The following is a 20,690-nucleotide window of genomic DNA, read 5'->3' on the forward strand; positions in this document are numbered from 1 at the left end:
GAGGAAATACTTTCCCCTCTCCATTCTCGTGACAGTTGCGGGATAGGAGCAGGTGGGTTGCCACCTCAATCAATCCTCGCGCTTCGAGCCCACCAGATTGGCCGCGACGATTGCCGCCAGGACGCCGGCGGTCAGGAGCGGCTGGGCGCGGACGAGGCCGAGCCCGACCGTTGCCAGCGATTCCAGTGCCGCGCGGCGTTCACGGGCGCGGCGCGCTTCCCGGGCGTTGATGACCGCCATCACCACCAGCGCGATGACGGCGATCAGCAGCGCGCAGGCGGCCAGGAAGAGGGCCGCGCCGACCGGGCCGTAGATGCCGGCGAGCCAGATGGCGCCGGCGGTGACGGCCAGCGCGTAGGCGGTGAGGAGGAAGAGCACGGCAAGCGCAATGAAGATGCCATTGCGCTTGGCGCGCGCAACGGTGCGGTGCACGCTTGCGCCCGTCAGCAGGCTGAGGATCGATAACAGCATCGCGCTTCCTCAGCGCCGGGCGAGGAAGGCGATGGCAAGGCCGAAAGCGGCTGCGGCGCCGATCGTTGCCAATGGATGCTTGCGCACGGTCTCGCGCATTTCGGTTGCGCCGCGCTCATAGCCGTGCTGCAATTCGCGCAGCAGATCCTCGCTTCGGCCGAGCAGTTCCTCGTAGCCGGCGCTGGCCTGGCCGCGGATTTTGTCGCCCTGGTGGCGTGAGCTCTTGCCAACGAGGCGGGTCAGTTCCGCGAGTTCGTCGCGTAACGCTTCGATCTGCTCCTCGATGCCGGATTCCAAATTGTGGAAGGTGCCGTTGCGGCGGCTGCGGCCGGACTGGAAGATAGAATAGCTCATGGCTGTCTCCATTGGCTGGGGCGCGCGCAAGCCCGCCTGTTTCGCACGTGGGTCACCACCGTCCGTTGCATGAATCAAATCGCCCGGCATTGACCCAGATCACTGCCGACAACGTGTCGCACGGTCAAAAGTTCCGTGCAGGCAGGCTCAGGGGCGGGAAACGGCGCTGTGGGCGAGTACGAAGGGGGTGCCGTCGGCCGGCACCTGATTGATCCGCAGCGCGCAGCCGAACACCGACAGCATCGTTTCGTCGTTCAGCACGTCACCGATGCTGCCGGCGGCGGCGAGGCGGCCGGATTTCATCAGCACGATGCGGTCGGCAAAGAGCGCCGTCAGGTTGAGATCGTGCATGACGGCGATGACACCGCCGCCGCGTTGGCAGAAGTTGCGGGCGAGCGTCATGATGGTCAGCTGGTGGCTGATGTCGAGGCTCGAGACCGGCTCGTCGAGCAGCAGCCAGCAGGGCTTGCCATCGACGACGGGCTCGGCGATCTGGCAGAGCACGCGGGCAAGCTGCACGCGCTGCTGCTCGCCGCCGGAGAGTTCCTGATAGAAACGGCCTTCGAAGCCGGTCAGGTCGACGGAGGCGAGCGCGGCCGCCGCCGTCTGCTCGGCCTTGTCGGGATGCAGGTTGAGACCCGATGTCAGGCCCATGCGGACGATCTCGCGCACGGTGAAGGGAAAGGAGATGGTGCTTGCCTGCGGCAGCACGCCGCGGATGGCGGCAAGCTGCCAGGGTTTCAACCCCTTGACCTCGTCGCCGCCGATGCGCACCGAGCCACCATAGGCAAGTTCGCCGGAGATGGCTTTCATCGTCGTCGTCTTGCCGGAGCCGTTCGGTCCGGCAATCGCCGTCAGTTCGCCGGCCTTTGCGGTGAAGGCAACGTCGCTGATGATGGCCTTGCCGGAAAGGCGCACGGAGACGCCGGAAACTTCGATCATCTGAACGTCACTCACAACATCCGCTCACAGCGCAAGACGCGAACGCTGCCTCAGCAGGATCCACAGGAAGAACGGCCCGCCGACCGCCGCGGTGATGATGCCGATCGGCAGTTCGGCCGGCGCAACCAGGGTGCGCGCCAGGACATCCGCGAAGATCAGCAGCGAGCCGCCGAGAAGCGCTGCGGCCGGCAACAGGAAACGATGGTCCGGGCCGATCGCCATGCGCAGGATATGCGGCACGACGATCCCGACGAAACCGATGCCGCCGCTGACGGCGACGGACGCACCGGTCGCCGCGGCGACCCCGACGATCGCGACATTTTTCAGCCGTTGCACCGGCACGCCCATATGAAAGGCGGCCGCCTCGCCGAGCGTGATGGCATTGAGGCCGCGCGCCATGAAGGGCAGGGCGGTGAAGGACAACAGGATGATCGGGCCGGCCGCGGCGATCTTCGTCCATGTGGCGCCGGCAAGCGAGCCCATGCTCCAGAAGGTCAGGTCGCGCAGCTGCTGGTCGTTGGCCATGTAGATCAGCAGTCCTGTCATGGCGAGGGCAAGCGCGCCGAGTGCAATGCCGGCAAGCAGCATCGTTGCCACGGAGGTCTGGCCGTGACGGGTGGCGATCCTGTAGAGCAGCAGCGTCGTGACGAGACCGCCGCCGAAGGCGGCCGCCGGCAGAGCGTAGATGTCGAGAAGGGCTGAGAGCGGGGCTGCGATGCCGCCGCCGAGCACGATGATGGTGACTGCGCCGAGGCTTGCGCCGGAGGAGACGCCGACGAGGCCTGGATCGGCCAGCGGATTGCGGAACAGGCCCTGCATCACCGCACCGGAAACCGCGAGCGAGGCGCCGATCAGGAAGCCGAGGATCGCCCTGGGCAGGCGGATATCGAAGATGATGATCCGGTCACGCATGCTGAGCGCCGTCTCGGAGCCGGCCATGTTGCTGATAACGTCGAGGATCGAGGCATCTGAAGCGCCTGTCGTCACCGAAAACAGCATCGAGAAGACCGAGCCGGCGGCAAGCAGAACGATTGCCAGCAAGGCAAGCCGCGTCCGGTCGCCCGCGGGCTTGATTTCGCGCATGTCTGCCATCGAGACGTGTCGCCCTCGTTCCATGGCTTGCGGCAGGGCCATGATCAGCCCCCGTAGATCGCCGTGTTGAGATCCCGCGCCGCGGCTGCCGTGCGCGGACCGAAGCCGAGCAGGTAGACGCCGTCCATCCGGATGATCGCTTTTTTCTCGCCTGCTGGCGTCAGCGCGATCGCCGGCTGCGCCAGCAGGTCCTCGTTCTTGGTGCCGGCGCCATCGCCGCGGTTCATCATCAGGATGAAGTCGGGCTTGGCTTCGATGATCGCCTCGTCCGTCAGCGGCTTGTAGCCTGGGAATGCGCCGACGGCGTTGACTGCGCCGGCGAGCTTGACGATGCCGTCGGCTGCGGTGCCGGTGCCCGATGCCATGATCCGGCCGTTCTGGGCGCTGAGGATGAAGAGGACGCGCTTGCGTTCGGCCTCCGGGCGCTTTTCGGCATCGGCGATCGCCGCGTCGAGATCGGCCGCGACCTTTTCTTCAAGTGCCTTCGCCTTGTGCGGCACGCCAAGCAGCGTGCCGACGCGGTCGATCTTGGCGATGATGCCGTCGCGGGTAAAGGCGCTCGGCACGGTCTCGAAGGGTACGCTGGCATTCTTCAGCACAGCCAGCGCCTCCTGCGGACCTGAACCTTCGACGGCGATGATCGCCGTCGGGTTCATGGCGAGGATGCCTTCCGGCGAGAGTGCACGCATGTAGCCGACGTTCGGCAGCTTCAGCGCCGCCTCCGGATAGATGCTCGTCGTGTCGCGGGCGATCAGCCGGCTTTCCTCGCCGAGCGCATAGACGATCTCGGTGATGTCGCCGCCGACCGAAACCAGGCGTGACGTGTCGAGCTTCTTTTCCTCGCCATGGGCGGCGCGCACGAAGGCGAAGCCTTCGATCGGCCGCGCCGTCGGGATCAACGGCAGCGCCATGACGGCTGCCGTCAGGGCCAGTTCCCAGGCACGGATCCGGCGCAGATTGTTACGCATCGTCATCGCTATGATCCTTATGCGGCCACGCTTGCTGCCCGCGGCAGGTTTTCCATGATCTCGCGCCACTCGACGCGTTCGTCGGAACCTTCCTGCCGCTTGCCGAAGAACTGGATGATCATTTCGCCGTCGGCATCGTAAGCCTCCAGCGAGGTGACGTGCCCGTCCTTGGTCGGCTTGCGCACGGCCCAGGTCTCGGCGATGTGATCCTGGCGCAGATGCAGATGGAAGGTCGGGTCCATGATATTGATCCACGGACCCATCGGCTGCACGTTGAAGATCGGGCCGGAATGGATCTGGACGATGCCGTTATTGGCGACGAAGCACATGATCGGCAGGCCTGATTTGACCGAGGCATGCATCATCTCTGCCGTCGCTGTGTTGTCGAGTTTCCAGGCATAGTCGTCGCCGACGCTGCGTACGGCCGCCTGGCGGCCGATCTTCAGGCGCTTCAGCATGCCGAAGAACTCATGTGTATCGGTGAGTTTGCTCCAGTTGTCGCGCAGCTCGTCGCGGCTGACGTCGGCGGTTTCATCGACGGCATTCGAGGTCTCGGCCTCGATAAATTCCTGCGACTGGTCTTCCAGCTTCAACTCGGCGACGATCGCGTGATAGGCCTCGACATTCGAGCTTGGGCGCAGATGCACCTTGTGCACGGCGTTGCCTGATTTGTCGAAATATTGCAGGCTGAGGCGTTCCTGGTCGCCATCCTTCTTGGAGACGGCGAAGCCATGCTCCCAGCGGCTCGGGAAGATGCGCAGGTCGATATTCTCGCCGAGAACGATGGCGGCCTGCGCGCCGCTCTTGATGTTTTCGAAGACGCCGATCTTCTCGTGCACGGCGCTTTCGTTGCGCGACAGCGCCATCACTTCGCCGAGACCGGCGACGCGTTCGAGAAGCTTCAATGCGCTGCCGTCGATGCGGGTGACGCTGATGCCGGTTTCGGCGGCGACGAGGGCTGCCTCTGATATCTTCAGCTGGGCGGCGATATCGCGCTCGCGCATCTTCGGATTTTCAGCGCGAAACGCACGGATTTCGGCTGGCGCCGGTCTTGTCTGCTCGGTCATGTCCTACCCTACTTATTGAGAATGAGCTTGCCCTGACGGGTGATCTTCAGGCGGTAGACCACGCCGTCATGTCGAATCATGATCTCGTTCGTGCCGCGGAAAAGATCCGGGCTTTCGACGATCCGGTGCTGCGCCGCAGGCTCGCTCTGCAGCGGCACATGCTTAAAGTTATCTGGCTTTTCAACCATCATTTCGGTTGGCAATTCCGTGAAGCCGGTGATCGGGATCGCCGGTTTTGATGACAATTAACTTGACTTTCTTACTCATAGTTTTTTAAAGACGCAATAGGAGACTAATGCAGTCAAGTTTTTGAGATTGCTGATATCGGGACAATGGCGGAGAAGATTATGGCGGTGAGGTTTGCGGCTGTTACGGCTGGCATGGTGATGGCGGTTTCAAGCATATGCCAGGCGCAGGATGCGGCAACCGCCAAGCTGGATATCGAACTCAACGCTCTGGCGCCATCGCAGAAGGGCTGCATGATGACCTTCGTCGCCGAGAACAATCTTCAGGCGCCGATCAACAAGATCTCCTTCGAGCTCGCCTTCTTCAACGACAAGAATGCCGTCGACCGCATCACCGTGCTCGACTTCCGCGATCTGCCGCAGGGCAAGAAGCGCGTGCGCCAGTTCGATATGCCGAACGTGAAGTGCGAGACGGTCACGCGCATCATCATCAACGACACGCCGGTCTGCGACGGACCTGTTGCCGGCGAATGCATGAAGGGTCTGGTCACCCGCTCGCAGATTTCAGTTCCCTTCGAGGGCTAAAAATACGCCGGGGATGAACTCCGGCGGACATGTTTCAGGCTGTCCGAGGCATACACAATGGCAATTTCAGCGAAGTCCAGATCGAGACAGGTGCTCATCGCGGAGCCGGACGCTGACGGCAGTCTGAACGACAATAACATGCATCCCGGCCACGAGCTTTCCGACCTGCGCAATGTGCAGCGGCAGCCGGCTGGCGAGGCCGTGGTCCACTATGCGCGTTTCGCGCAAATACCCTCCTTTCCCGACCATCCGGAAGCAGAACCGATAGCCTCTGTTCCAGCGCCGCCGATGGACGCGGCGGTGGAAAAGCAGGAGGATGAGAAGACTCCGGTGCGGCGGCGGGTGGCGCTGACGTGTATTGGTTCGTTTTTCTTTCATGCTGCGTTAGCCGTCACGCTGTTTCTGGTCATACCCAAGCCTTCGGATGAGACACTGATGGAGGCAGGCGAAGCGATCAGCGTCGTCATGCTCGGTAGCTCTGACGCCGATCAGAGTGCCGCCGGCGAGACCGAAGTGACCATACAGCAAGAAATTGTTCCCGAAACCGTCGAGCCCGAGACGGTCCAGCCAGTAGACACGGCAGTGGTACAGCCAGAGGCTGTCCAACCGGAAACTGTTCAGCCGACTGATGCGGAGCCGGTTGAGGCCGTGCAGCCCACGCGGGAGGTTACGCGTCAGTCAGCGGAGACGGTGACGACTGCGGAACCAGAGGTGCTCGTGTCGGAAAACCCCGCTGAAACTTCAGTTGCGCAGCCAAAGTCGACAGTGGTGCCGGAGCAGTCTCCGGAGATACCGGTAACATCCGCCGAACCACCCGTCGCAACCGCGCTGCAACCCGAGCCGGAAGAGATCAAGCCTGTCGAGACGGCCGCGAATTCTCCCGAGCCGGAACCGCCGGTGGAGATCGTCAACCCGCAGCCCAAACCGAAGCTGGAAAAGCCCGCGGAAAAGAAGCCGGTGGAAAGAAAACGGCCTCCAAAGAAGGCGCAGGGTTCAGAGGGGGACGCCAAACAGGAGTCGCGCATGGGCGCCGTTGACGGGCAGGCTGACGCCAACTCTGACAATAATTCACGCACGTCGGGTGGACGGAGTGGGGCGGGTGGCGCATCTGAAGCCAATTACAAAGGCAAGCTCGTCTCGCGACTGTTCCGTTGTGTTGACAGGCTGGAATCGCGCTATCGTCGCGATTCTGCGTCCCTGAATGTTCGCATCACGATCAACCGTAGCGGCGGTATCACCGCATCTGGCCTTGTCCGAGGTTCGGGCTTGGGCGAGGTGGACGGTGCCGTTATGTCCCGGATCTCTTCCTGTAATCTTCCCGCGATGCCAGATGACTGGGCCGGGTCCTCGCGCACCTACACCTTTCCGGTTCAAGTCACTGCTCGATAAATATGATAAAAATAATCAACTTTATACTTTACTCTAAAAATCAAGTTTAATAAGGTCCATCCGCACACGCAGGAATCGTGTGACGATCAACGAGTGAACGGGTGGTATATGGCTCGCAAGGGCAAGAAAGGTTCGAACCGGGAGGTCCGCGACAGCGCGGGCGAGGACGCTGTTCAGGCATCCACCGGGCGATCCAAACTGGATGGCCGCAGTTTCCTCTATGTCGGCGGCCGCGACTGCCAGGTAGCGCATCTCCGCCAGATCTGCAGCAATTTCGGCGCCGAGCTCATTCATCACGACGGCGGCTTGCGCGAAGCGGTTTCCCGCATCGATACCGTTCTTCCCTCGGTCGACTGCGTGTTCTGCCCGATCGACTGTATCAGCCACGATGCCTGCCTGCGGGTGAAGACCGGCTGCAAGAAGTTCGGCAAGGCCTTCATCCCGCTTCGCAACGGCAGCAAATCCAGCCTGGAGCGTGCGCTGCAAACGATGAACGCACGAGACAATGCAAGATGAACGACCAGCGCCCCGACGGCTTCACCATGATCGGCCTGCACAAGCTCGCCGCGCAGACCGGCGAGGGCCTCGTGCCCGAGCTCTACGCACTTTTCCGGCAGCATGCCGAACGCCAGAATATCCACCAGAATGTGACGCTGTTCCCGACCTGGGAAGCGCGTATGCCCGGAGAAGCCGCAACAAGACCGCTTGGCCAAGCGGCGGCAAACGGTAATAATATCCTCGCTTTTCCCTCGCGTTCCGCAAGGGCGGGCAAGAGGCAGGCGTAGGGAGATTCCATGTATATCGCAATGAACCGCTTCAAGGTCGCAACCGGAAGCGAAGGTGATTTCGAGACGGTCTGGCGCAACCGCGATTCCAGCCTGCCGGAGGTGCCCGGTTTCGTCGAATTCCGGCTGCTGCGCGGCAAGGTCAACGAAGAGGAGGGCTATACACTCTATTCCTCGCACACTGTCTGGAAAAGCGAAGCGGATTTTCAGAACTGGACGAAGTCCGAAAGTTTTCGCGCGGCGCACCGCAATGCCGGCGATCACAAGGCGATCTACAAGGGGCCGCCGGTTTTCGAAGGCTTCAATGTGGTTGATGGCGTTTGATTGCAGTTGGTGCGGCGTGATTTAGCTCTTAGCGAAATCTTGATTCTGTCTTCAGCATGGCCCCACGCATACCCTCATTCCTGTGACAGGCACAGGAATGAAGGAGGAGAAGACGTGAGCAGTCAGCAAAAACTCTCTCAAGCCTTAACCCGGAAGACAGCGCCCGCGGCAACGGCCAGCCAGCCAAGCATCATCGCCCAGCCGCCGGTCGGTGCGGCATAGGGGAAGAGGCTGGAGCCGGTAAAGCGCAAGGTGACGAGATCGCCGGCAAAAAGCAGCGTTCCGACAATCATCAGAAAACCGGCCAGCCAGGCGGTTCTGAGCCTGGCGTTGCCGAGAGCCAATGCCAACAGGGCCGGGGCGTGGGCAAGGCACATGGCTGATGCGGATGCCGCAAGATTGGCTTCGCCGCCGCCATGGGCGGCAAGGGCGGCGAGCCCCACGCCGGCGACGCCGAACAGGCCGGCAAAGAGATAGAGCACCGGCTCCAGACGCGCGTTCAAGCTCATGGTCAATCCTTATCGCCAGATGGCCTTATCGTCAGGGGCCTTGTTCTGCATGTGATAGGCGAGCCGTTCGACCGGCGCCCAGATGAGATCGCGCAGCGCCTGGCTGGCAATGGTTTCATCCATGGCACGGCGGAAGCAGAGCAGCCACTCATCGCGCTCGACAGGGCCGATCTCGGCGACGAAATGGCGGCTGCGCAGGCGCGGATGGCCGCGCTTGTCGGTATAAAGCGGCGGACCGCCGAGATATCCGGTCATATATTCGTAGAATTTCTCTTCGCTGCCCTGAAGGCTCGGCGGATGCACGGCGCGCACGTTCCTCGCCTCCGGCAGCCTGTCCATCAGTTCGTAGAAGCGGTGCGTCAGCGCCCGCACGATGGGATCGCCGCCGATCGCCTCGTAAAGTGTGGTGACTTTCTCCGTCACGAAACCATCCCTGAATACCATCTGTCCCCGCCTCTACATGCACCTCTGGGAAAACGATCGCAACCGTCATCAAGGTGCCGCGGCATTTCGCGCATAATCCCGGTATCGCAGTGGTTCCAATCGATTCCTCTTGACAAAACCGTCCAGACGGTATCTTTTAATTTGCATGTCGAACGCTCATCATCGTAAGAAACAGCCCGCTCTCGTGCGCCAGCAATTGCTGGAGGTCGCCGCCCGCCTTGCTGCCAGCGAAGGCATGGCCGCGGTCACGCTCGATGCGGTGTCGGCTGCCTCCAGCGTCAGCAAGGGCGGGCTGCTGCATCATTTTCCGACGAAGAATGCGCTGCTCGATGCCCTGTTCGAGAGCCTGCTCGAAAAGTTCGACGCTGATATTGAGGAACTGATGCGCGGCGATCCGCAGCCGCAGGGCCGCTTTACCCGCGCCTATCTCAGGGCGGTAGCCGGTCTCAAGGATCGTCCCGACGATTCCAGGGGTTGGACGCAGGTGACGATCGCGCTTCTGGCCGAACCCCGGCTGCGTCTTCGCTGGCGCCAATGGGTGCAGGCACGGGCGGAGGAGTATATCGGCACCGACTCCTCCCTCGATGCGCAGGTCGTGCGTTTCGCCGCCGACGGACTTTGGTTCGCAGATACGTTAGAAAGCCATGATATCAACGGCGTTCTGAGGCGGGATCTCATCGATCGCCTTGTCGAACTGACCGGCAAGTAGTCCGAAAGGAATTCGCCATGAGCCAAGCTGCCGTCTATGGGCTGCTGTTTGCAGCCATCGTGCTCGAGGTCATCGGCACGACCGCGCTGCAACTGTCGCAGCAGTTCACCCGCATCGGGCCGACGGCACTCGTCGTCGCCTGTTATGCGGCCGCCTTCTATTGCCTGTCGCTGACGCTGAAGAGCATCCCGGTCGGCATCGCCTATGCGATTTGGAGCGCTTTGGGAATCGTGCTTATTTCCTCGGTCGGTCTGGTCTTCTTCAAGCAGCGCCTCGACCTGCCGGCCATCGTCGGGCTCGGGCTGATCGTAACAGGCGTTATGGTCGTCAATCTCTTCTCGAAATCCGTTTCACATTGATATTGCTGTGGTATTTCCAGGCGGATTTTCCGCCTTCGTCCGACAAATTTTCCCCTTTGTCAAAATACTGACAAAGGTCTATGTGTTCCTTGGACGTGGAGGAGACGAGGCGCAGCCAGAACCGTTTTCCAAAGCGCTTTGAATCCTGCCTTCCCGCCTATCGATACTTCCAGGTTTCTACAGGAGCACATCATGGCCATTCGCACCGTCGTCTGGGGAGAGAATATCCACGAGAATACCAATGCCATCGTCCGGGGCATCTATCCCGAAGGCATGCACACGACGATCGCCAACGCTTTGAATGCCGACCCCAGCATCTCGGCGACGACGGCGACGCTGCAGGAGCCGGAACACGGCCTCAGCGAAGCCCGCCTTGCCGAAACCGATGTCTTGACCTGGTGGGGCCACAAGGATCACGGCGCGGTCTCCGATGTCGTCGTCGAGCGTGTCGCCAAGCGCGTCTGGGAAGGCATGGGCTTGCTCGTGCTGCATTCCGGCCATTTCTCCAAGATCTTCAAGCGGCTGATGGGCACACCCTGCGCGCTGAAATGGCGCGAGGCGGGTGAGCGCGAGCGTCTGTGGACGATCAATCAGCGCCATCCGATCGCCGCCGGCATCGGCGAACATTTCGAACTCGAGAACGAAGAAATGTACGGCGAGCAGTTTTCGGTGCCGGAACCGCTCGAAACGGTGTTCATCTCCTGGTTCCAGGGCGGCGAAGTGTTCCGCTCGGGCCTGACCTGGCGCCGTGGCGCCGGCAACATCTTCTATTTCCGCCCCGGCCACGAGACCTATCCGACCTATCACGACGTCAATGTCCAGAAGGTGCTGATCAACGGCGTGAAGTGGGCCTATAACCCTGAGGGCTCGTTGACGGGTATCACCGACGCTCCAAATGTGCCGGTAGAAAAAGCACTGGAGCCGATCGTCGAACGCGGCCCGAAACTACACCAAGCCGGCGAAGCCGGTTACCGCTGAGGAGCATCCATGCGATTACTCGTTCTTGGCACGGGCGTGATGGCGAAAAACCAGCTCGCCCGCTTCCCCCTCATCGATGGCGTGACAGTGGTTGGCGCCGTCGACACCGATCCCGATCGGCTTTCGGCCTTCGCCGACAAATTCAACATCGAAAAGCGGTTTCTTTCCCTGGAGGAGGCGATCGCCTGGGGTGAGTTCGATGCGGCGACGAACGTCACGCCCGACCGCATCCATCACCCGACGACGATGGCGCTGATTGCTGCGGGCAAGCACGTCTTCTGCGAAAAGCCGCTGGCGGAGAATTATGCGAAGGCGCTGGAGATGACGGAGGCGGCCGAAAAGGCCGGCGTCATCAACATGGTGAACCTTACCTATCGCAACGTCGCGCCGCTGCAGCGCGCCCGTGAGATGGTGCTCGCCGGCGAGCTCGGCACGATCAGACATGTGGAAGCATCCTATCTCCAGAGCTGGTTGGTGTCGCGCGCCTGGGGCGACTGGCGCACCGAGTCCACCTGGTTGTGGCGGCTTTCCACCGGCCACGGCTCGAATGGCGTGCTCGGCGATGTCGGAATCCATATTCTGGATTTCGCCGCCTATGGCGCGGCGACCGACATCGACCACGTCTTTGCGCGGCTGAAGACCTTCAACAAGGCGCCGGGCGGTCAGATCGGCGAATATCTGCTCGACGCCAATGACAGCTTCACCATGTCCGTCGATTTCGCCAATGGCGCACTCGGCGTCATTCATGCCAGCCGCTGGGCGACAGGGCATCTGAACGAGTTGAAGCTGCGCATTTATGGCGAGAGGGGCAGCCTCGAGGTCATCCATCGTCCCAACGGTTCCGAGCTGCATGGCTGCCTCGGCGAGGATGTCGAAACCGCAACCTGGACGAAGATCGAGGTTGAACCGGTGGCGACCAACTATGAGCGTTTTGCCGAGGCCGTGGCAAGCGGCATCCAGCCGGACCCGAACTTCCGCCACGCCGCCAACCTGCAGAAGGTGCTCGACCTCGCCATGGTGACCGAGCGCGAACGGCGCGAGCTGAAGGTCTGATCCTGTCCGCTGGATAAGCCGCCGTTCATCCGACGGCGGCTTACGCAGCGCATCGGCGCGTCATCGGCTTTTCGTTTGCGAGGTTTTGACGCTATGCTTCTGCATGGGCAGCTCGAGGCTCTCCTTTGGTCCGTTCCTTTACGATCCCGTGACAGGAAGCCTGTGGCGGGACGGGAAATCCGTTGTGGCGGGACCGCGACCGGTCGCGCTGCTCGGCTTGCTGCTGGAAGCTGAGGGCCGGGTCGTCACCAAGGCGGATTTGATGGACCGGGCCTGGACGGGGCTTGCCGTGGAGGAAGGCAACCTTACGGTTCAGATTGCCGCGCTCAGGAAGCTTCTCGGCGCACGGCCGGATGGCACCGAGTGGATCGTCACCGTTCCCAGGGTCGGCTACCGCCTGCCGCGCCAGGAGGATGGCAGGATGGCGCCCGTGGCGTCGCAGCCGCCTTCCGTCGCGGTTCTTCCTTTCGTCAATCTCGGCGGCGATGCCGACCAGGATTATTTTGCCGACGGTGTGGTGGCGGAGATCATCACCGCCCTTGCGCGCTTCCGCTCCTTTTCCGTTGTCTCGCGTCATTCCGCCTTCGTCTACAAAGGACGCAGTGTCGATGTGCGAGAGGTGGCTCGAGAACTGGGCGTGCGCTATGTGCTCGAAGGCAGCATCCGGCGGGAAGGGGCGCAGGTGCGTATCAATGTACAACTGGTCGACGGCGTGACCGCGACCAATCTCTGGGCCGATCATTTTGAAGACGGCATCAGCCACGTCTTCGCTTTCCAGGACCATATCACCGAACGCGTCGCCTCGATCGTCGAGCCGGCGATCGAGATCGCCGAAATCCAGAGGTCACGACGTGACCGGCCGAACAGTCCGGCAGTTTACGATCTCTATCTGCGCGCCCTTGCCGCGATCATCGACGAGTCGATCGAAAGCAATGCCGCCGCCTATGCCTTGCTGCAGGAGGCGCTCGCCATGGAGCCGGAAAATGCGATGCTGCTTTCGCATGCCGCCTGGGTACTCGAACATCGCATTACCATGGGCTGGCCGCGGCTCGGGACGGACGACAAGGCGGAATGCGTCAGTCTTGCCCGGCGCGGGCTTCAGCATTCGGCCGGCGATCCCCGCGTGATGGCCCATTGCGGTATGGCGTTGCTGCAGACAGGCAAGGATTATGAAGGCGGCATGGCTGTGCTGGAGGCGGCCGCTGCCGCCAATCCCAACGATCTTCTGGTCGCGGCTTGCTCCGGCATTGCGGCTTTGCACTGCGGCGATATCGAGCATGCGCTCGAGCGCCTGCATCGCGCCCTGAAATTGGGACCCCGCGATCCGGATGCGCGTTTTTCTCTGACGGGCATCGCCATGGCCGAAATCTTTCGCGGCAATTACGAGGAAGCACTTTCGTTTGCGTCACGCTCGCTGGCGCTGAACGCCCATTTCGATCCGACTTACTGGATGCTGATCGCCGCACACGCGCATCTCGGCAATATGGAGCAGGCGCGGCAGTTCCTGCGCGCGCTCGAGAAAATGGCACCTGATGTGACGCTGGAAGGCATTCTGGCGGGGCAGCCGGCCAAGAATCCCCAGCGTTTTGCGCCGGTTCTGGAAGGGCTGGCGCGCGCCGGGATGCGGCCGCGGCCATAGGCTTTTGCAAGTTTTTGCAGTTTTTAGTCGGACTTTAAGGACCTAGCCCCGTTGCGTCAGCCACGCTGATCCGATCAATCGGGATGGAGGGTCGGCTGATGCTTTCCAGCATGCATATTCTGTCGCTCAAACAGGGCAAGCTTTATGGCGAGCGAATTCCGATAGAGACGCTGCCGCAGGAGTTCAAGTTGCCACAGCGCCTTATCCTTCTGTTCTCGCTGATCGGTAGCTGGCGCGAGCGTACGAAAAAAGGCCCCACCGAAGCGGGGCCGGAAGTTGCCGAGCCGCAGCAGGCGGCTTCGGTTGCCTGATTATTCGATGACCTGCACCACACGGTGGGTGCGGGGTTCGACGATCACGCGTTGATTGTTGATGACCGTATAAGCATATTTCGGGTTGTCAGGGACCGGCGTTACGACGACGTCTGCCGGAAGCGGTTTGCCGACGACGATCGGTTCCTGGACGACCACGGAAGCAGTCGGGGCCGGCTGCTGCTGGACATAGGTCACGACCTCGCGCGGCGGCGGGTCGACAACGGCACCGGCGACACCGCCGGCCACGCCGCCAATGGCAGCACCCACGGGGCCGCCGACGATCGCGCCGGTGATGGCGCCACCGGCTGCACCGGTCACGGCGCCATCAGCGAGCGCATTGGTTGCAAGAGACGACAGCGCAATAGCGCTGGAGACAAGTAGGACCTTGTACATTTTGCTTCTCCTTACTGGGGTTGCGTTTGGGTAACGACCGCGCCAATTCGAGGTTCCAGCAGGAGAGGGTCACGCTTTGGAAGGCTGATTCACATTGTGTGAGGTGGCCCAGGCATGGGTCGGGATGCCTTATTCCAGCCGCCGGCGGAAGAGCCAGGCGGCGGCGCTGAGTGTGACGGCGGCGATCAGCGCCAGCGGGATCGTCTGGTTCACTACCTCGCTCAAGGGGATATCCTTGAGGAAAACGCCTTTGACGATCACCAGGAAATAGCGCAGCGGATTGATGAGGGTTATCGGCTGCAGCCAGCTCGGCATGTTCTCGATCGGCGTGGCGAAGCCTGAGAGCAGCATGGCCGGAACCATGAACAGGAAGGCGCCGAGGATCGCCTGCTGCTGCGTCATCGACAGCGCCGAGATGAACAGGCCGAGGCCGGCCACCGAACCGAGATAGAAGATCGCGCTGCCGTAAAGCAGGAAGAGCGAGCCGCGCAGCGGCACCTCAAAGAGGAAGACGGCAGCCAGGATATAGACGGTGATGTGGAAGAGGCCGATCATCATCGGCGGGATCAGCTTGCCGATCAGGATTTCGTGCATGCGCAGCGGCGAGACCATCAGCTGGTCGAAGGTGCCGAGCTCGCGTTCGCGAGCAATCGACAGCGCCGTGACGATAAGCCCGATCAGGAGCGCGATACTGGCGATCAGGTTCGGCACCATGAACCATTGGTAGGTGAGGTTCGGATTGAACCAGTTGCGCGGCACTGTCGAGACGATGTCGGCGCCGGCCCGTTTGCCGGCCGGCGTCTCGGCAGCAAGGCCGGCGCCTATCTGTGAGAGGTAGCCGGCGACGATCTGCGAGGCGTTGGAGCGGCGGCCGTCGAGCACCACCTGCAGGTCGGCCGGCGCTCCCGCCTCGATATTGCGCGAAAAATCCGGGCCGATCTCTATCGCCGCAATGGCCGTCTGGGTATCGATCGCCACCTGGATATCCGCCTGGCTTCCCGCCATCTCGATCCGGCGAAAGGTCGGCGAGCCATCGATACGCTCGATCAGTTCCTGGCCCCAGTGACCACTGTCGCGGTTGAGGATCATGATATCGACATTACGGACTTCGAGAGTTGCGGCGTAGGAAAAGACGAGAAGCTGGACGATCGGCGGGCCGATCAGGATGGCGCGACCCTTGGGATCGCGCAGCACGGCCAGCAGTTCCTTGACGATGAGGGCGTAAAGCCTTGTCCATCCCATCTCAGCCGATCCTCTTTCTGGTGCTGCGGGCGGCAAGCATGAACATGATGGCGCCGATCGTCAGCATGACCGATATCGCCTTCACGAACATCGGCCAGATGTCGCCGGCGAGGAAGACCGTCTGCAGGCTGGGGATCAGGTAACGCGCCGGCACGATGAAGGTGATCCACTGGATCACGGTCGGCATGGAATTGATCTCGAAGAGGAAGCCCGACAGCAGGAAGGCCGGCAGAAATGCTGTAATCAGCGCCAACTGCGAGGCGAGGAACTGGTTCTTCGTTACCGTCGAGATCAACAGGCCCTGGCCGAGCGCCGGGATCAGGAAGGCGGCCGAGAGTGTATAAAGGGCGGCGACGGAGCCGCGGAACGGCACGCCGAAGAGGAAGACCGCAAGCAGCACGCAGAGCGTCATCGAGGTGAGGCCGAGCAGGAAATAGGGCAGGATCTTACCGGCGAGCAGTTCGACCGCCGTCACCGGCGTCGCCATCATCGCCTCCATGGTGCCGCGCTCCCATTCGCGGGCGACGACGAGCGAGGTCAGAAGCGTGCCGACCAGCGTCATGACGATGGCGATCGAGCCCGGCACGAGGAAATTGCGGCTGGTCAGTTCAGGATTGAACCAGAAGCGCTGCTCGACCGCGATGGCGGGACTATGCGAGGCGACGTCCGCCTGTCTCTGCCGCTCCCAGTTGGCGACGGCGTCCTGGGCATAATTCTGGACGAAGTTCGCCGTGTTCGGATCGGAGCCATCAACGATCACCTGGATATCGGGACGGTTGCCGGCGGTGTAGCGGGTGGTGAAATCGGCGGGGATAACGACGACGCCGCGCACCTTGCCGACCACGAGGTCTTCTTCGAAAAGACGCCGGTCACGGCCCATCGCCACATCGAAATAGCGTGAGGCCTGGAAACTGGCCGACAGATCCTGCGTCAGCGGCGTCATCTCCTCGGTCACGAGGCCGATGCGGGTGCGGGTGGTATCGAGCGAGACGCCGTAGCCGAACAGAAAAAGCAGGATCAGCGGCAGCACGAAGGCAATGAGGATGCTGCTCGGATCGCGGATCGCCTGCAAGCTTTCCTTGCGCACCAGGGCTGAAAGACGCCGAAGCCGACCGGAGGAGACACTCATGCGGCATCCTCCACTTCCGATTGCTGCACGAGGGCGATGAAGGCATCCTCCATCGTCGGGTCCGGCTGCTCCTTGGTCGCGACCCGCGCCTTCAATTCATCGGGCGAGCCGAGCGCAATCGAGCGGCCGCGATAGATCAGTGAGATTCGGTCGCAATATTCGGCCTCGTCCATGAAATGGGTGGTGACGAGCACTGTGACGCCCTTTTCGACCAGCGCATTGATATGCGTCCAGAATTCACGCCGGGTGATCGGATCGACGCCGGAGGTCGGTTCGTCGAGGAAGAGGGCGCGCGGCTCGTGCATAACGGCGCAGGCAAGCGCCAGGCGCTGCTTCAGGCCGAGCGGCAGATCTTTGGCGGGTTCGCCGGCATGGCGACCGAAATCGAAAATGTCCGCCATCAGGTCGATGCGCTCGCGCCGGTGTTTTCCGCGAAGGCCATAGACGCCAGAGAAGAATTCGAGGTTCTGCATGACGGTGAGATCGCCGTAGAGCGAGAATTTCTGCGCCATGTAGCCGAGCTGGTTGCGGGCTTCGGCGGCATCACGGCGAAGATCGAAACCGGCAACGCGGCCTTCGCCGCCGGTCGGCTTCAGCAGGCCGCAGAGCATCTTGAAGGTGGTGGACTTGCCGGCGCCGTTCGGACCGAGCAGGCCGAAGATCTCGCCACGGCGGATATCGAAGCCGATATCGTCGGCAGCGGTGAAATCACCAAAGCGCTTGGTCAGGCCCTTGGCCTCGATCACCGGCCGGTCGTTCTCAGCCTTCAGCGATTGCTGCGCCTCTGCGAGCCTGGAGCGGCCACCCGGACCGCCGCCCAGCATATCGATGAAGGCATCCTCGAAGCGCGGCGGCGCAGGGGCGAGTGTTGCGCCATCGCCGGCCTTGCTGATATCGGGCTTCTTGTCCTTCGCCGCGACCAGGCGGATCGCCTCGCCCTGGATCACGCCGTCGATGACGCCATCGGCCTGCAGGAGTTCGGCGAGCACCTGCCGGCGGCGGCCGGTGACATTGGATACCCTGAAGACCCGGTCCTTGACGCGCTCGGTCATCTCCATCGGTTTTCCCGAAAAGAGCAGCTTGCCCTGGTTCAAAAGCAGCACGTGATCACAGGCTTCCGCTTCGTCCAGATAGGCGGTCGACCAGAGCACGCCGATGCCTTCCTTCGTCAGGTTCTCGACCATCTTCCAGAGGTCGCGGCGCGAGATCGGATCGACGCCGACGCCCGGCTCGTCGAGCAGCAGCAGGCGCGGCTTCTTCAAAAGCGCACAGGCAAGTCCGAGCTTCTGCTTCATGCCGCCGGAGAGTTTCCCGGCCAGCCGGCCGGTGAACCGCTTGAGATCGGTGAAGGTGAGCAGTTCGTCGAAGGCGCTCGCGCGTTCGCTCTTCGGCAAGCCACGCAGATCGGCATAAAGATCGAGATTTTCCCGCACCGAGAGATCCTCATAGAGGCCGAAGCGCTGCGGCATGTAGCCGATCGCCGCCTGGATGCCGGCTGCATTCTTCCTGGTGTCGAAGCCGAGAACCTCCATCGTTCCCGTGTCGGGCAGCATCAGACCGGTCATCAGGCGGATCAGCGTCGTCTTGCCGGCGCCGTCAGGGCCGACGAGGCCGGTGATCGCGCCGCCGCCGATCGTGCCGGAGACGGTGTCGAGGGCGGCGGGTGCGTCGCCGAAGCGCTTGGTGACGCCGTCGATCCGGACGAGCGGCTTGTCGTCCGAACCTGTCAGCGAGCCGGTCTCGGCGGCAATCATTGTCCGCCTGCCGTCGGCCTGGGAAGGCGCACGGTGACCGGCATGCCCTGGCGCAGATCCGGGCCGGGCTTGTCGATGACGATCCGCAGGCGATAAACGAGGTCGGTGCGGAGTTCCGGCGTCTCCACCGATTTCGGAGTGAATTCGGCGACCGGCGAGATGAAGCCGATCGTGCCTTCGTAGGGCTTGTCGGGCGCCGTATCGGAGGCGACCGAAACCTTCATGCCGGGGTGGATGCGGCCGAGATCGGGCTCCGCAACATAGGTGCGCACCCAGACGGGCTCGGTCAGGGACAGCACGAAAACGGTATCCGCCGGCGAGACGATGGCGCCATTTTCCCGCACGCGGGAAAGGATGACGCCGTCGTTCGGGGCGCGCAGTTCGGCATCTTCCAGCGAGGTGCGGGCCGAGGCCAGGGTTGCCTCGGCAGCCTTCACCTGCGCGTCGGCGGCCGCGATATCCTCGACGCGTGACCCCTCCTGCAGCAGTTTCAGCGCCTCGTTGGCGGATTGGGAGCGGGCGGCGGCCATCGCCCGTGCAGCGGTCGCCTGGTCGAGGCTCGCCTCGGAAATCGTGCCCTGCGGGCGCAACTGGCGGGCGCGGTCATAGGCAAGGTTGGCATTCTGGAGATCGGCGAGGCTTTCGTCATAGGCGGCGCGCGCCTGGGCGATTTCGGTCGGCCGTGGGCCGGCCTTCAGCTTGTCGAGCGTCGCTCGAAGGGCTGCTGCATTGGCCTCTCCGGAGCGGACAGCGAATTGATAGGGGGCGGCGTCGAGTTTCGCCAGAACCGTTCCGCTCTTGACCACATCGCCCTCGTCCACGCGCAGTTCGGAGAGGCGTCCGCTGACGCGGAAGCCGAGCGAGACCTGGCGGATATCGACATTGCCGTAAAGGACGAATTCTCGGCGGGCCTCGGCTTGCCAGCCGAGCTTTTCGGGCAGGCCGTACCACCAGGCGGCGGCACTCGCCGCAAGGAGGAGGATGGCGAGAGGAAGGATGCGTTTCATGCTGCGCCTCCCTTCGGCGGGCCGAGGACATCAACCAGTTCGGCGGCGAGGCCGCGCAGGGTTTCCACCTGTTCCGGGCCGATGGTGTCCCATTCCATCTGAGCAAGCACGGCCGCGTGGGTGACGCGAAAGACCAGGATGCTGCCGAGAAGATTGAAGGTGCGCAGGCGCACATGTTCCGAGGCGGGGTCTTCGCGAAGGATCGCGCCGATCAGCCGCCGGCCCATCTCGATCATCGGCCGCATAATACCTTGGTAGACCTTCGCAAAAGCCTCGGTCGGCTCCATCTGCTCGCGGATCAGGAAGCGCGCCCAGGATTCGGATTCCTTGCCGACGAAAAGCGTCACCATGGTCTGTAGAATTTCGGTGAGGAAGAGGCGGGCCTGAGCTTCGGCGAGGCGTTCGCCGGCGGCGTCGAGCGCCAGCAGATGCGTGCCGATGCGCGCCCTCATGTCGCCGACATGCGTGTCGATGCGGGCCATCAGATACTCGGCGGTGGCGATGTAGAGACCTTCCTTGCTGCCGAAATAGTAGGGGATTGCCTGCAGGTTCACGCCGGCGGCCTCTGTCAGCTGGCGTGTCGAAGCACCGTCGAAGCCGTACCGGCCGAAGACGTCGAGAGCGGCGGAGAGCATCTTCTGCCGCGCGATATCGGCGCGGGCGGAGGCCGGTGCCTGTGCGTCATGTTCTTGGGTCATGACAGATTTATAACGCCGCCAAACAAATAAGTCAATCGATTGATATATTATTGAGCCGAGCCGGCGGCCTACGCCTTCGCTGGTACAAAGGCAAAGGCAGAAACGTGGCATCGTTTCGTGGTGGATGCGTTGGCCGGATTGGGATCGAGATGGGCGTTCAGCGGTTCAGCGTGGATCGGATCAGGCGATCTCGGCTGTTCTGGAAAACGATTGGAAAGGAAGCAAAGAGGCCCGTGGGGAACGGAGCTCTCAGGGTTCTCGGAGTGGGAAGAGGAACCAAGCCTCGGGGTCGGCTGCTAA

General features: G+C 62.4%; 26 protein-coding genes. 11 read left to right on the top strand and 15 right to left on the bottom strand.

The window, feature by feature from the left end; all coding sequences use genetic code 11:
• Positions 1 to 69: 69 nt before the first annotated feature.
• The 7 genes from ACMUVN_RS25895 to hemP all read right to left on the bottom strand — a co-directional run bounded on the left by ACMUVN_RS25895 (position 70) and on the right by hemP (position 5,085).
• A complete protein-coding gene (locus tag ACMUVN_RS25895) occupies positions 70 to 471 on the bottom strand; it encodes a hypothetical protein (RefSeq protein WP_132573193.1) in 402 nt (133 codons plus the stop codon).
• Between the two features lie 9 nt (positions 472 to 480).
• Positions 481 to 825 (bottom strand): DUF883 family protein, encoded by a 345-nt coding sequence (locus ACMUVN_RS25900; protein WP_132573191.1) that lies wholly within the window; start codon positions 823 to 825, stop codon positions 481 to 483.
• Between the two features lie 147 nt (positions 826 to 972).
• On the bottom strand, positions 973 to 1,767 hold the full coding sequence (locus ACMUVN_RS25905) for a heme ABC transporter ATP-binding protein (RefSeq protein ID WP_132573189.1): 795 nt from the start codon (positions 1,765 to 1,767) through the stop codon (positions 973 to 975).
• A gap of 24 nt (positions 1,768 to 1,791) precedes the next feature.
• Positions 1,792 to 2,901 carry an iron ABC transporter permease gene (locus tag ACMUVN_RS25910; RefSeq protein WP_047618739.1) on the bottom strand — a complete coding sequence of 370 codons (1,110 nt, stop codon included), beginning with the start codon at positions 2,899 to 2,901 and terminating at the stop codon, positions 1,792 to 1,794.
• A gap of 2 nt (positions 2,902 to 2,903) precedes the next feature.
• Positions 2,904 to 3,833: an ABC transporter substrate-binding protein gene (locus tag ACMUVN_RS25915; RefSeq protein WP_047618741.1), complete on the bottom strand. Its 930-nt coding sequence runs from the start codon at positions 3,831 to 3,833 to the stop codon at positions 2,904 to 2,906.
• Positions 3,834 to 3,844: 11 nt separating this feature from the next.
• Positions 3,845 to 4,894 (bottom strand): hemin-degrading factor, encoded by a 1,050-nt coding sequence (locus ACMUVN_RS25920; RefSeq protein ID WP_047618744.1) that lies wholly within the window; start codon positions 4,892 to 4,894, stop codon positions 3,845 to 3,847.
• A gap of 8 nt (positions 4,895 to 4,902) precedes the next feature.
• Complete coding sequence (gene hemP / locus ACMUVN_RS25925) at positions 4,903 to 5,085, bottom strand: hemin uptake protein HemP (protein WP_028758866.1); 183 nt, start codon at positions 5,083 to 5,085, stop codon at positions 4,903 to 4,905.
• Between the two features lie 156 nt (positions 5,086 to 5,241).
• Between hemP and ACMUVN_RS25930 the strand changes: the two genes are divergently transcribed.
• From ACMUVN_RS25930 to ACMUVN_RS25950, 5 genes are all read left to right on the top strand, one after another.
• The gene (locus ACMUVN_RS25930; RefSeq protein WP_028758867.1) at positions 5,242 to 5,664 is read left to right on the top strand and encodes a hypothetical protein; all 423 of its coding nucleotides are present in this window, start codon (positions 5,242 to 5,244) and stop codon (positions 5,662 to 5,664) included.
• A 57-nt stretch (positions 5,665 to 5,721) separates the two neighbouring features.
• A complete protein-coding gene (locus ACMUVN_RS25935) occupies positions 5,722 to 7,053 on the top strand; it encodes a TonB C-terminal domain-containing protein (RefSeq protein WP_414815635.1) in 1,332 nt (443 codons plus the stop codon).
• A 108-nt stretch (positions 7,054 to 7,161) separates the two neighbouring features.
• Positions 7,162 to 7,569, top strand: a complete 408-nt coding sequence (locus tag ACMUVN_RS25940; protein ID WP_414815636.1) for a DUF2325 domain-containing protein — start codon at positions 7,162 to 7,164, stop codon at positions 7,567 to 7,569.
• On the top strand, positions 7,566 to 7,838 hold the full coding sequence (locus ACMUVN_RS25945; protein ID WP_028758870.1) for a hypothetical protein: 273 nt from the start codon (positions 7,566 to 7,568) through the stop codon (positions 7,836 to 7,838). The genes ACMUVN_RS25940 and ACMUVN_RS25945 overlap by 4 nt, the downstream gene beginning before the upstream one ends.
• A 9-nt stretch (positions 7,839 to 7,847) precedes the next feature.
• Positions 7,848 to 8,162 carry an antibiotic biosynthesis monooxygenase family protein gene (locus ACMUVN_RS25950; protein ID WP_028758871.1) on the top strand — a complete coding sequence of 105 codons (315 nt, stop codon included), beginning with the start codon at positions 7,848 to 7,850 and terminating at the stop codon, positions 8,160 to 8,162.
• Positions 8,163 to 8,299: 137 nt separating this feature from the next.
• On the opposite strand, the gene ACMUVN_RS25955 is transcribed toward ACMUVN_RS25950, so the two are convergent.
• Together ACMUVN_RS25955 and ACMUVN_RS25960 are read right to left on the bottom strand one after the other, a co-directional pair.
• Entirely contained in the window at positions 8,300 to 8,671 is a 372-nt protein-coding gene (locus tag ACMUVN_RS25955) for a DUF423 domain-containing protein (protein WP_047618751.1), read from the bottom strand.
• Between the two features lie 9 nt (positions 8,672 to 8,680).
• Positions 8,681 to 9,094 carry a group II truncated hemoglobin gene (locus ACMUVN_RS25960; RefSeq protein ID WP_183903325.1) on the bottom strand — a complete coding sequence of 138 codons (414 nt, stop codon included), beginning with the start codon at positions 9,092 to 9,094 and terminating at the stop codon, positions 8,681 to 8,683.
• Positions 9,095 to 9,260: 166 nt separating this feature from the next.
• On the opposite strand from ACMUVN_RS25960, the gene ACMUVN_RS25965 reads away from it, so the two are divergent.
• From ACMUVN_RS25965 to ACMUVN_RS25990, 6 genes are all read left to right on the top strand, one after another.
• Positions 9,261 to 9,824 carry a TetR/AcrR family transcriptional regulator gene (locus ACMUVN_RS25965; RefSeq protein ID WP_028758874.1) on the top strand — a complete coding sequence of 188 codons (564 nt, stop codon included), beginning with the start codon at positions 9,261 to 9,263 and terminating at the stop codon, positions 9,822 to 9,824.
• 17 nt (positions 9,825 to 9,841) lie between these two features.
• On the top strand, positions 9,842 to 10,183 hold the full coding sequence (locus ACMUVN_RS25970) for an SMR family transporter (RefSeq protein ID WP_063474413.1): 342 nt from the start codon (positions 9,842 to 9,844) through the stop codon (positions 10,181 to 10,183).
• Between the two features lie 192 nt (positions 10,184 to 10,375).
• Positions 10,376 to 11,161: a ThuA domain-containing protein gene (locus tag ACMUVN_RS25975; protein WP_183844608.1), complete on the top strand. Its 786-nt coding sequence runs from the start codon at positions 10,376 to 10,378 to the stop codon at positions 11,159 to 11,161.
• 9 nt (positions 11,162 to 11,170) lie between these two features.
• Positions 11,171 to 12,214 (top strand): Gfo/Idh/MocA family protein, encoded by a 1,044-nt coding sequence (locus ACMUVN_RS25980; protein ID WP_028758594.1) that lies wholly within the window; start codon positions 11,171 to 11,173, stop codon positions 12,212 to 12,214.
• A gap of 103 nt (positions 12,215 to 12,317) precedes the next feature.
• The gene (locus ACMUVN_RS25985; protein WP_063474415.1) at positions 12,318 to 13,853 is read left to right on the top strand and encodes a winged helix-turn-helix domain-containing tetratricopeptide repeat protein; all 1,536 of its coding nucleotides are present in this window, start codon (positions 12,318 to 12,320) and stop codon (positions 13,851 to 13,853) included.
• Between the two features lie 98 nt (positions 13,854 to 13,951).
• Positions 13,952 to 14,164: a hypothetical protein gene (locus ACMUVN_RS25990; RefSeq protein ID WP_028758592.1), complete on the top strand. Its 213-nt coding sequence runs from the start codon at positions 13,952 to 13,954 to the stop codon at positions 14,162 to 14,164.
• On the opposite strand, the gene ACMUVN_RS25995 is transcribed toward ACMUVN_RS25990, so the two are convergent.
• From ACMUVN_RS25995 to ACMUVN_RS26020, 6 genes are all read right to left on the bottom strand, one after another.
• A complete protein-coding gene (locus tag ACMUVN_RS25995) occupies positions 14,165 to 14,560 on the bottom strand; it encodes a DUF1236 domain-containing protein (protein WP_047611566.1) in 396 nt (131 codons plus the stop codon).
• 129 nt (positions 14,561 to 14,689) lie between these two features.
• Entirely contained in the window at positions 14,690 to 15,802 is a 1,113-nt protein-coding gene (locus ACMUVN_RS26000; protein WP_047611565.1) for an ABC transporter permease, read from the bottom strand.
• A gap of 1 nt (position 15,803) precedes the next feature.
• Positions 15,804 to 16,931 carry an ABC transporter permease gene (locus tag ACMUVN_RS26005; protein ID WP_414815638.1) on the bottom strand — a complete coding sequence of 376 codons (1,128 nt, stop codon included), beginning with the start codon at positions 16,929 to 16,931 and terminating at the stop codon, positions 15,804 to 15,806.
• A complete protein-coding gene (locus ACMUVN_RS26010) occupies positions 16,928 to 18,685 on the bottom strand; it encodes an ATP-binding cassette domain-containing protein (RefSeq protein ID WP_063474417.1) in 1,758 nt (585 codons plus the stop codon). Before ACMUVN_RS26010 ends, ACMUVN_RS26005 begins: the two co-directional genes overlap by 4 nt.
• A complete protein-coding gene (gene hlyD, locus ACMUVN_RS26015; protein WP_028758587.1) occupies positions 18,682 to 19,692 on the bottom strand; it encodes a secretion protein HlyD in 1,011 nt (336 codons plus the stop codon). Before hlyD ends, ACMUVN_RS26010 begins: the two co-directional genes overlap by 4 nt.
• The gene (locus ACMUVN_RS26020) at positions 19,689 to 20,390 is read right to left on the bottom strand and encodes a CerR family C-terminal domain-containing protein (RefSeq protein WP_047611558.1); all 702 of its coding nucleotides are present in this window, start codon (positions 20,388 to 20,390) and stop codon (positions 19,689 to 19,691) included. Before ACMUVN_RS26020 ends, hlyD begins: the two co-directional genes overlap by 4 nt.
• Between the last annotated feature and the right edge of the window lie 300 nt (positions 20,391 to 20,690).

Source organism: Rhizobium sp. IY2 (assembly GCF_047532935.1).
GTDB lineage: Bacteria > Pseudomonadota > Alphaproteobacteria > Rhizobiales > Rhizobiaceae > Rhizobium > Rhizobium anhuiense.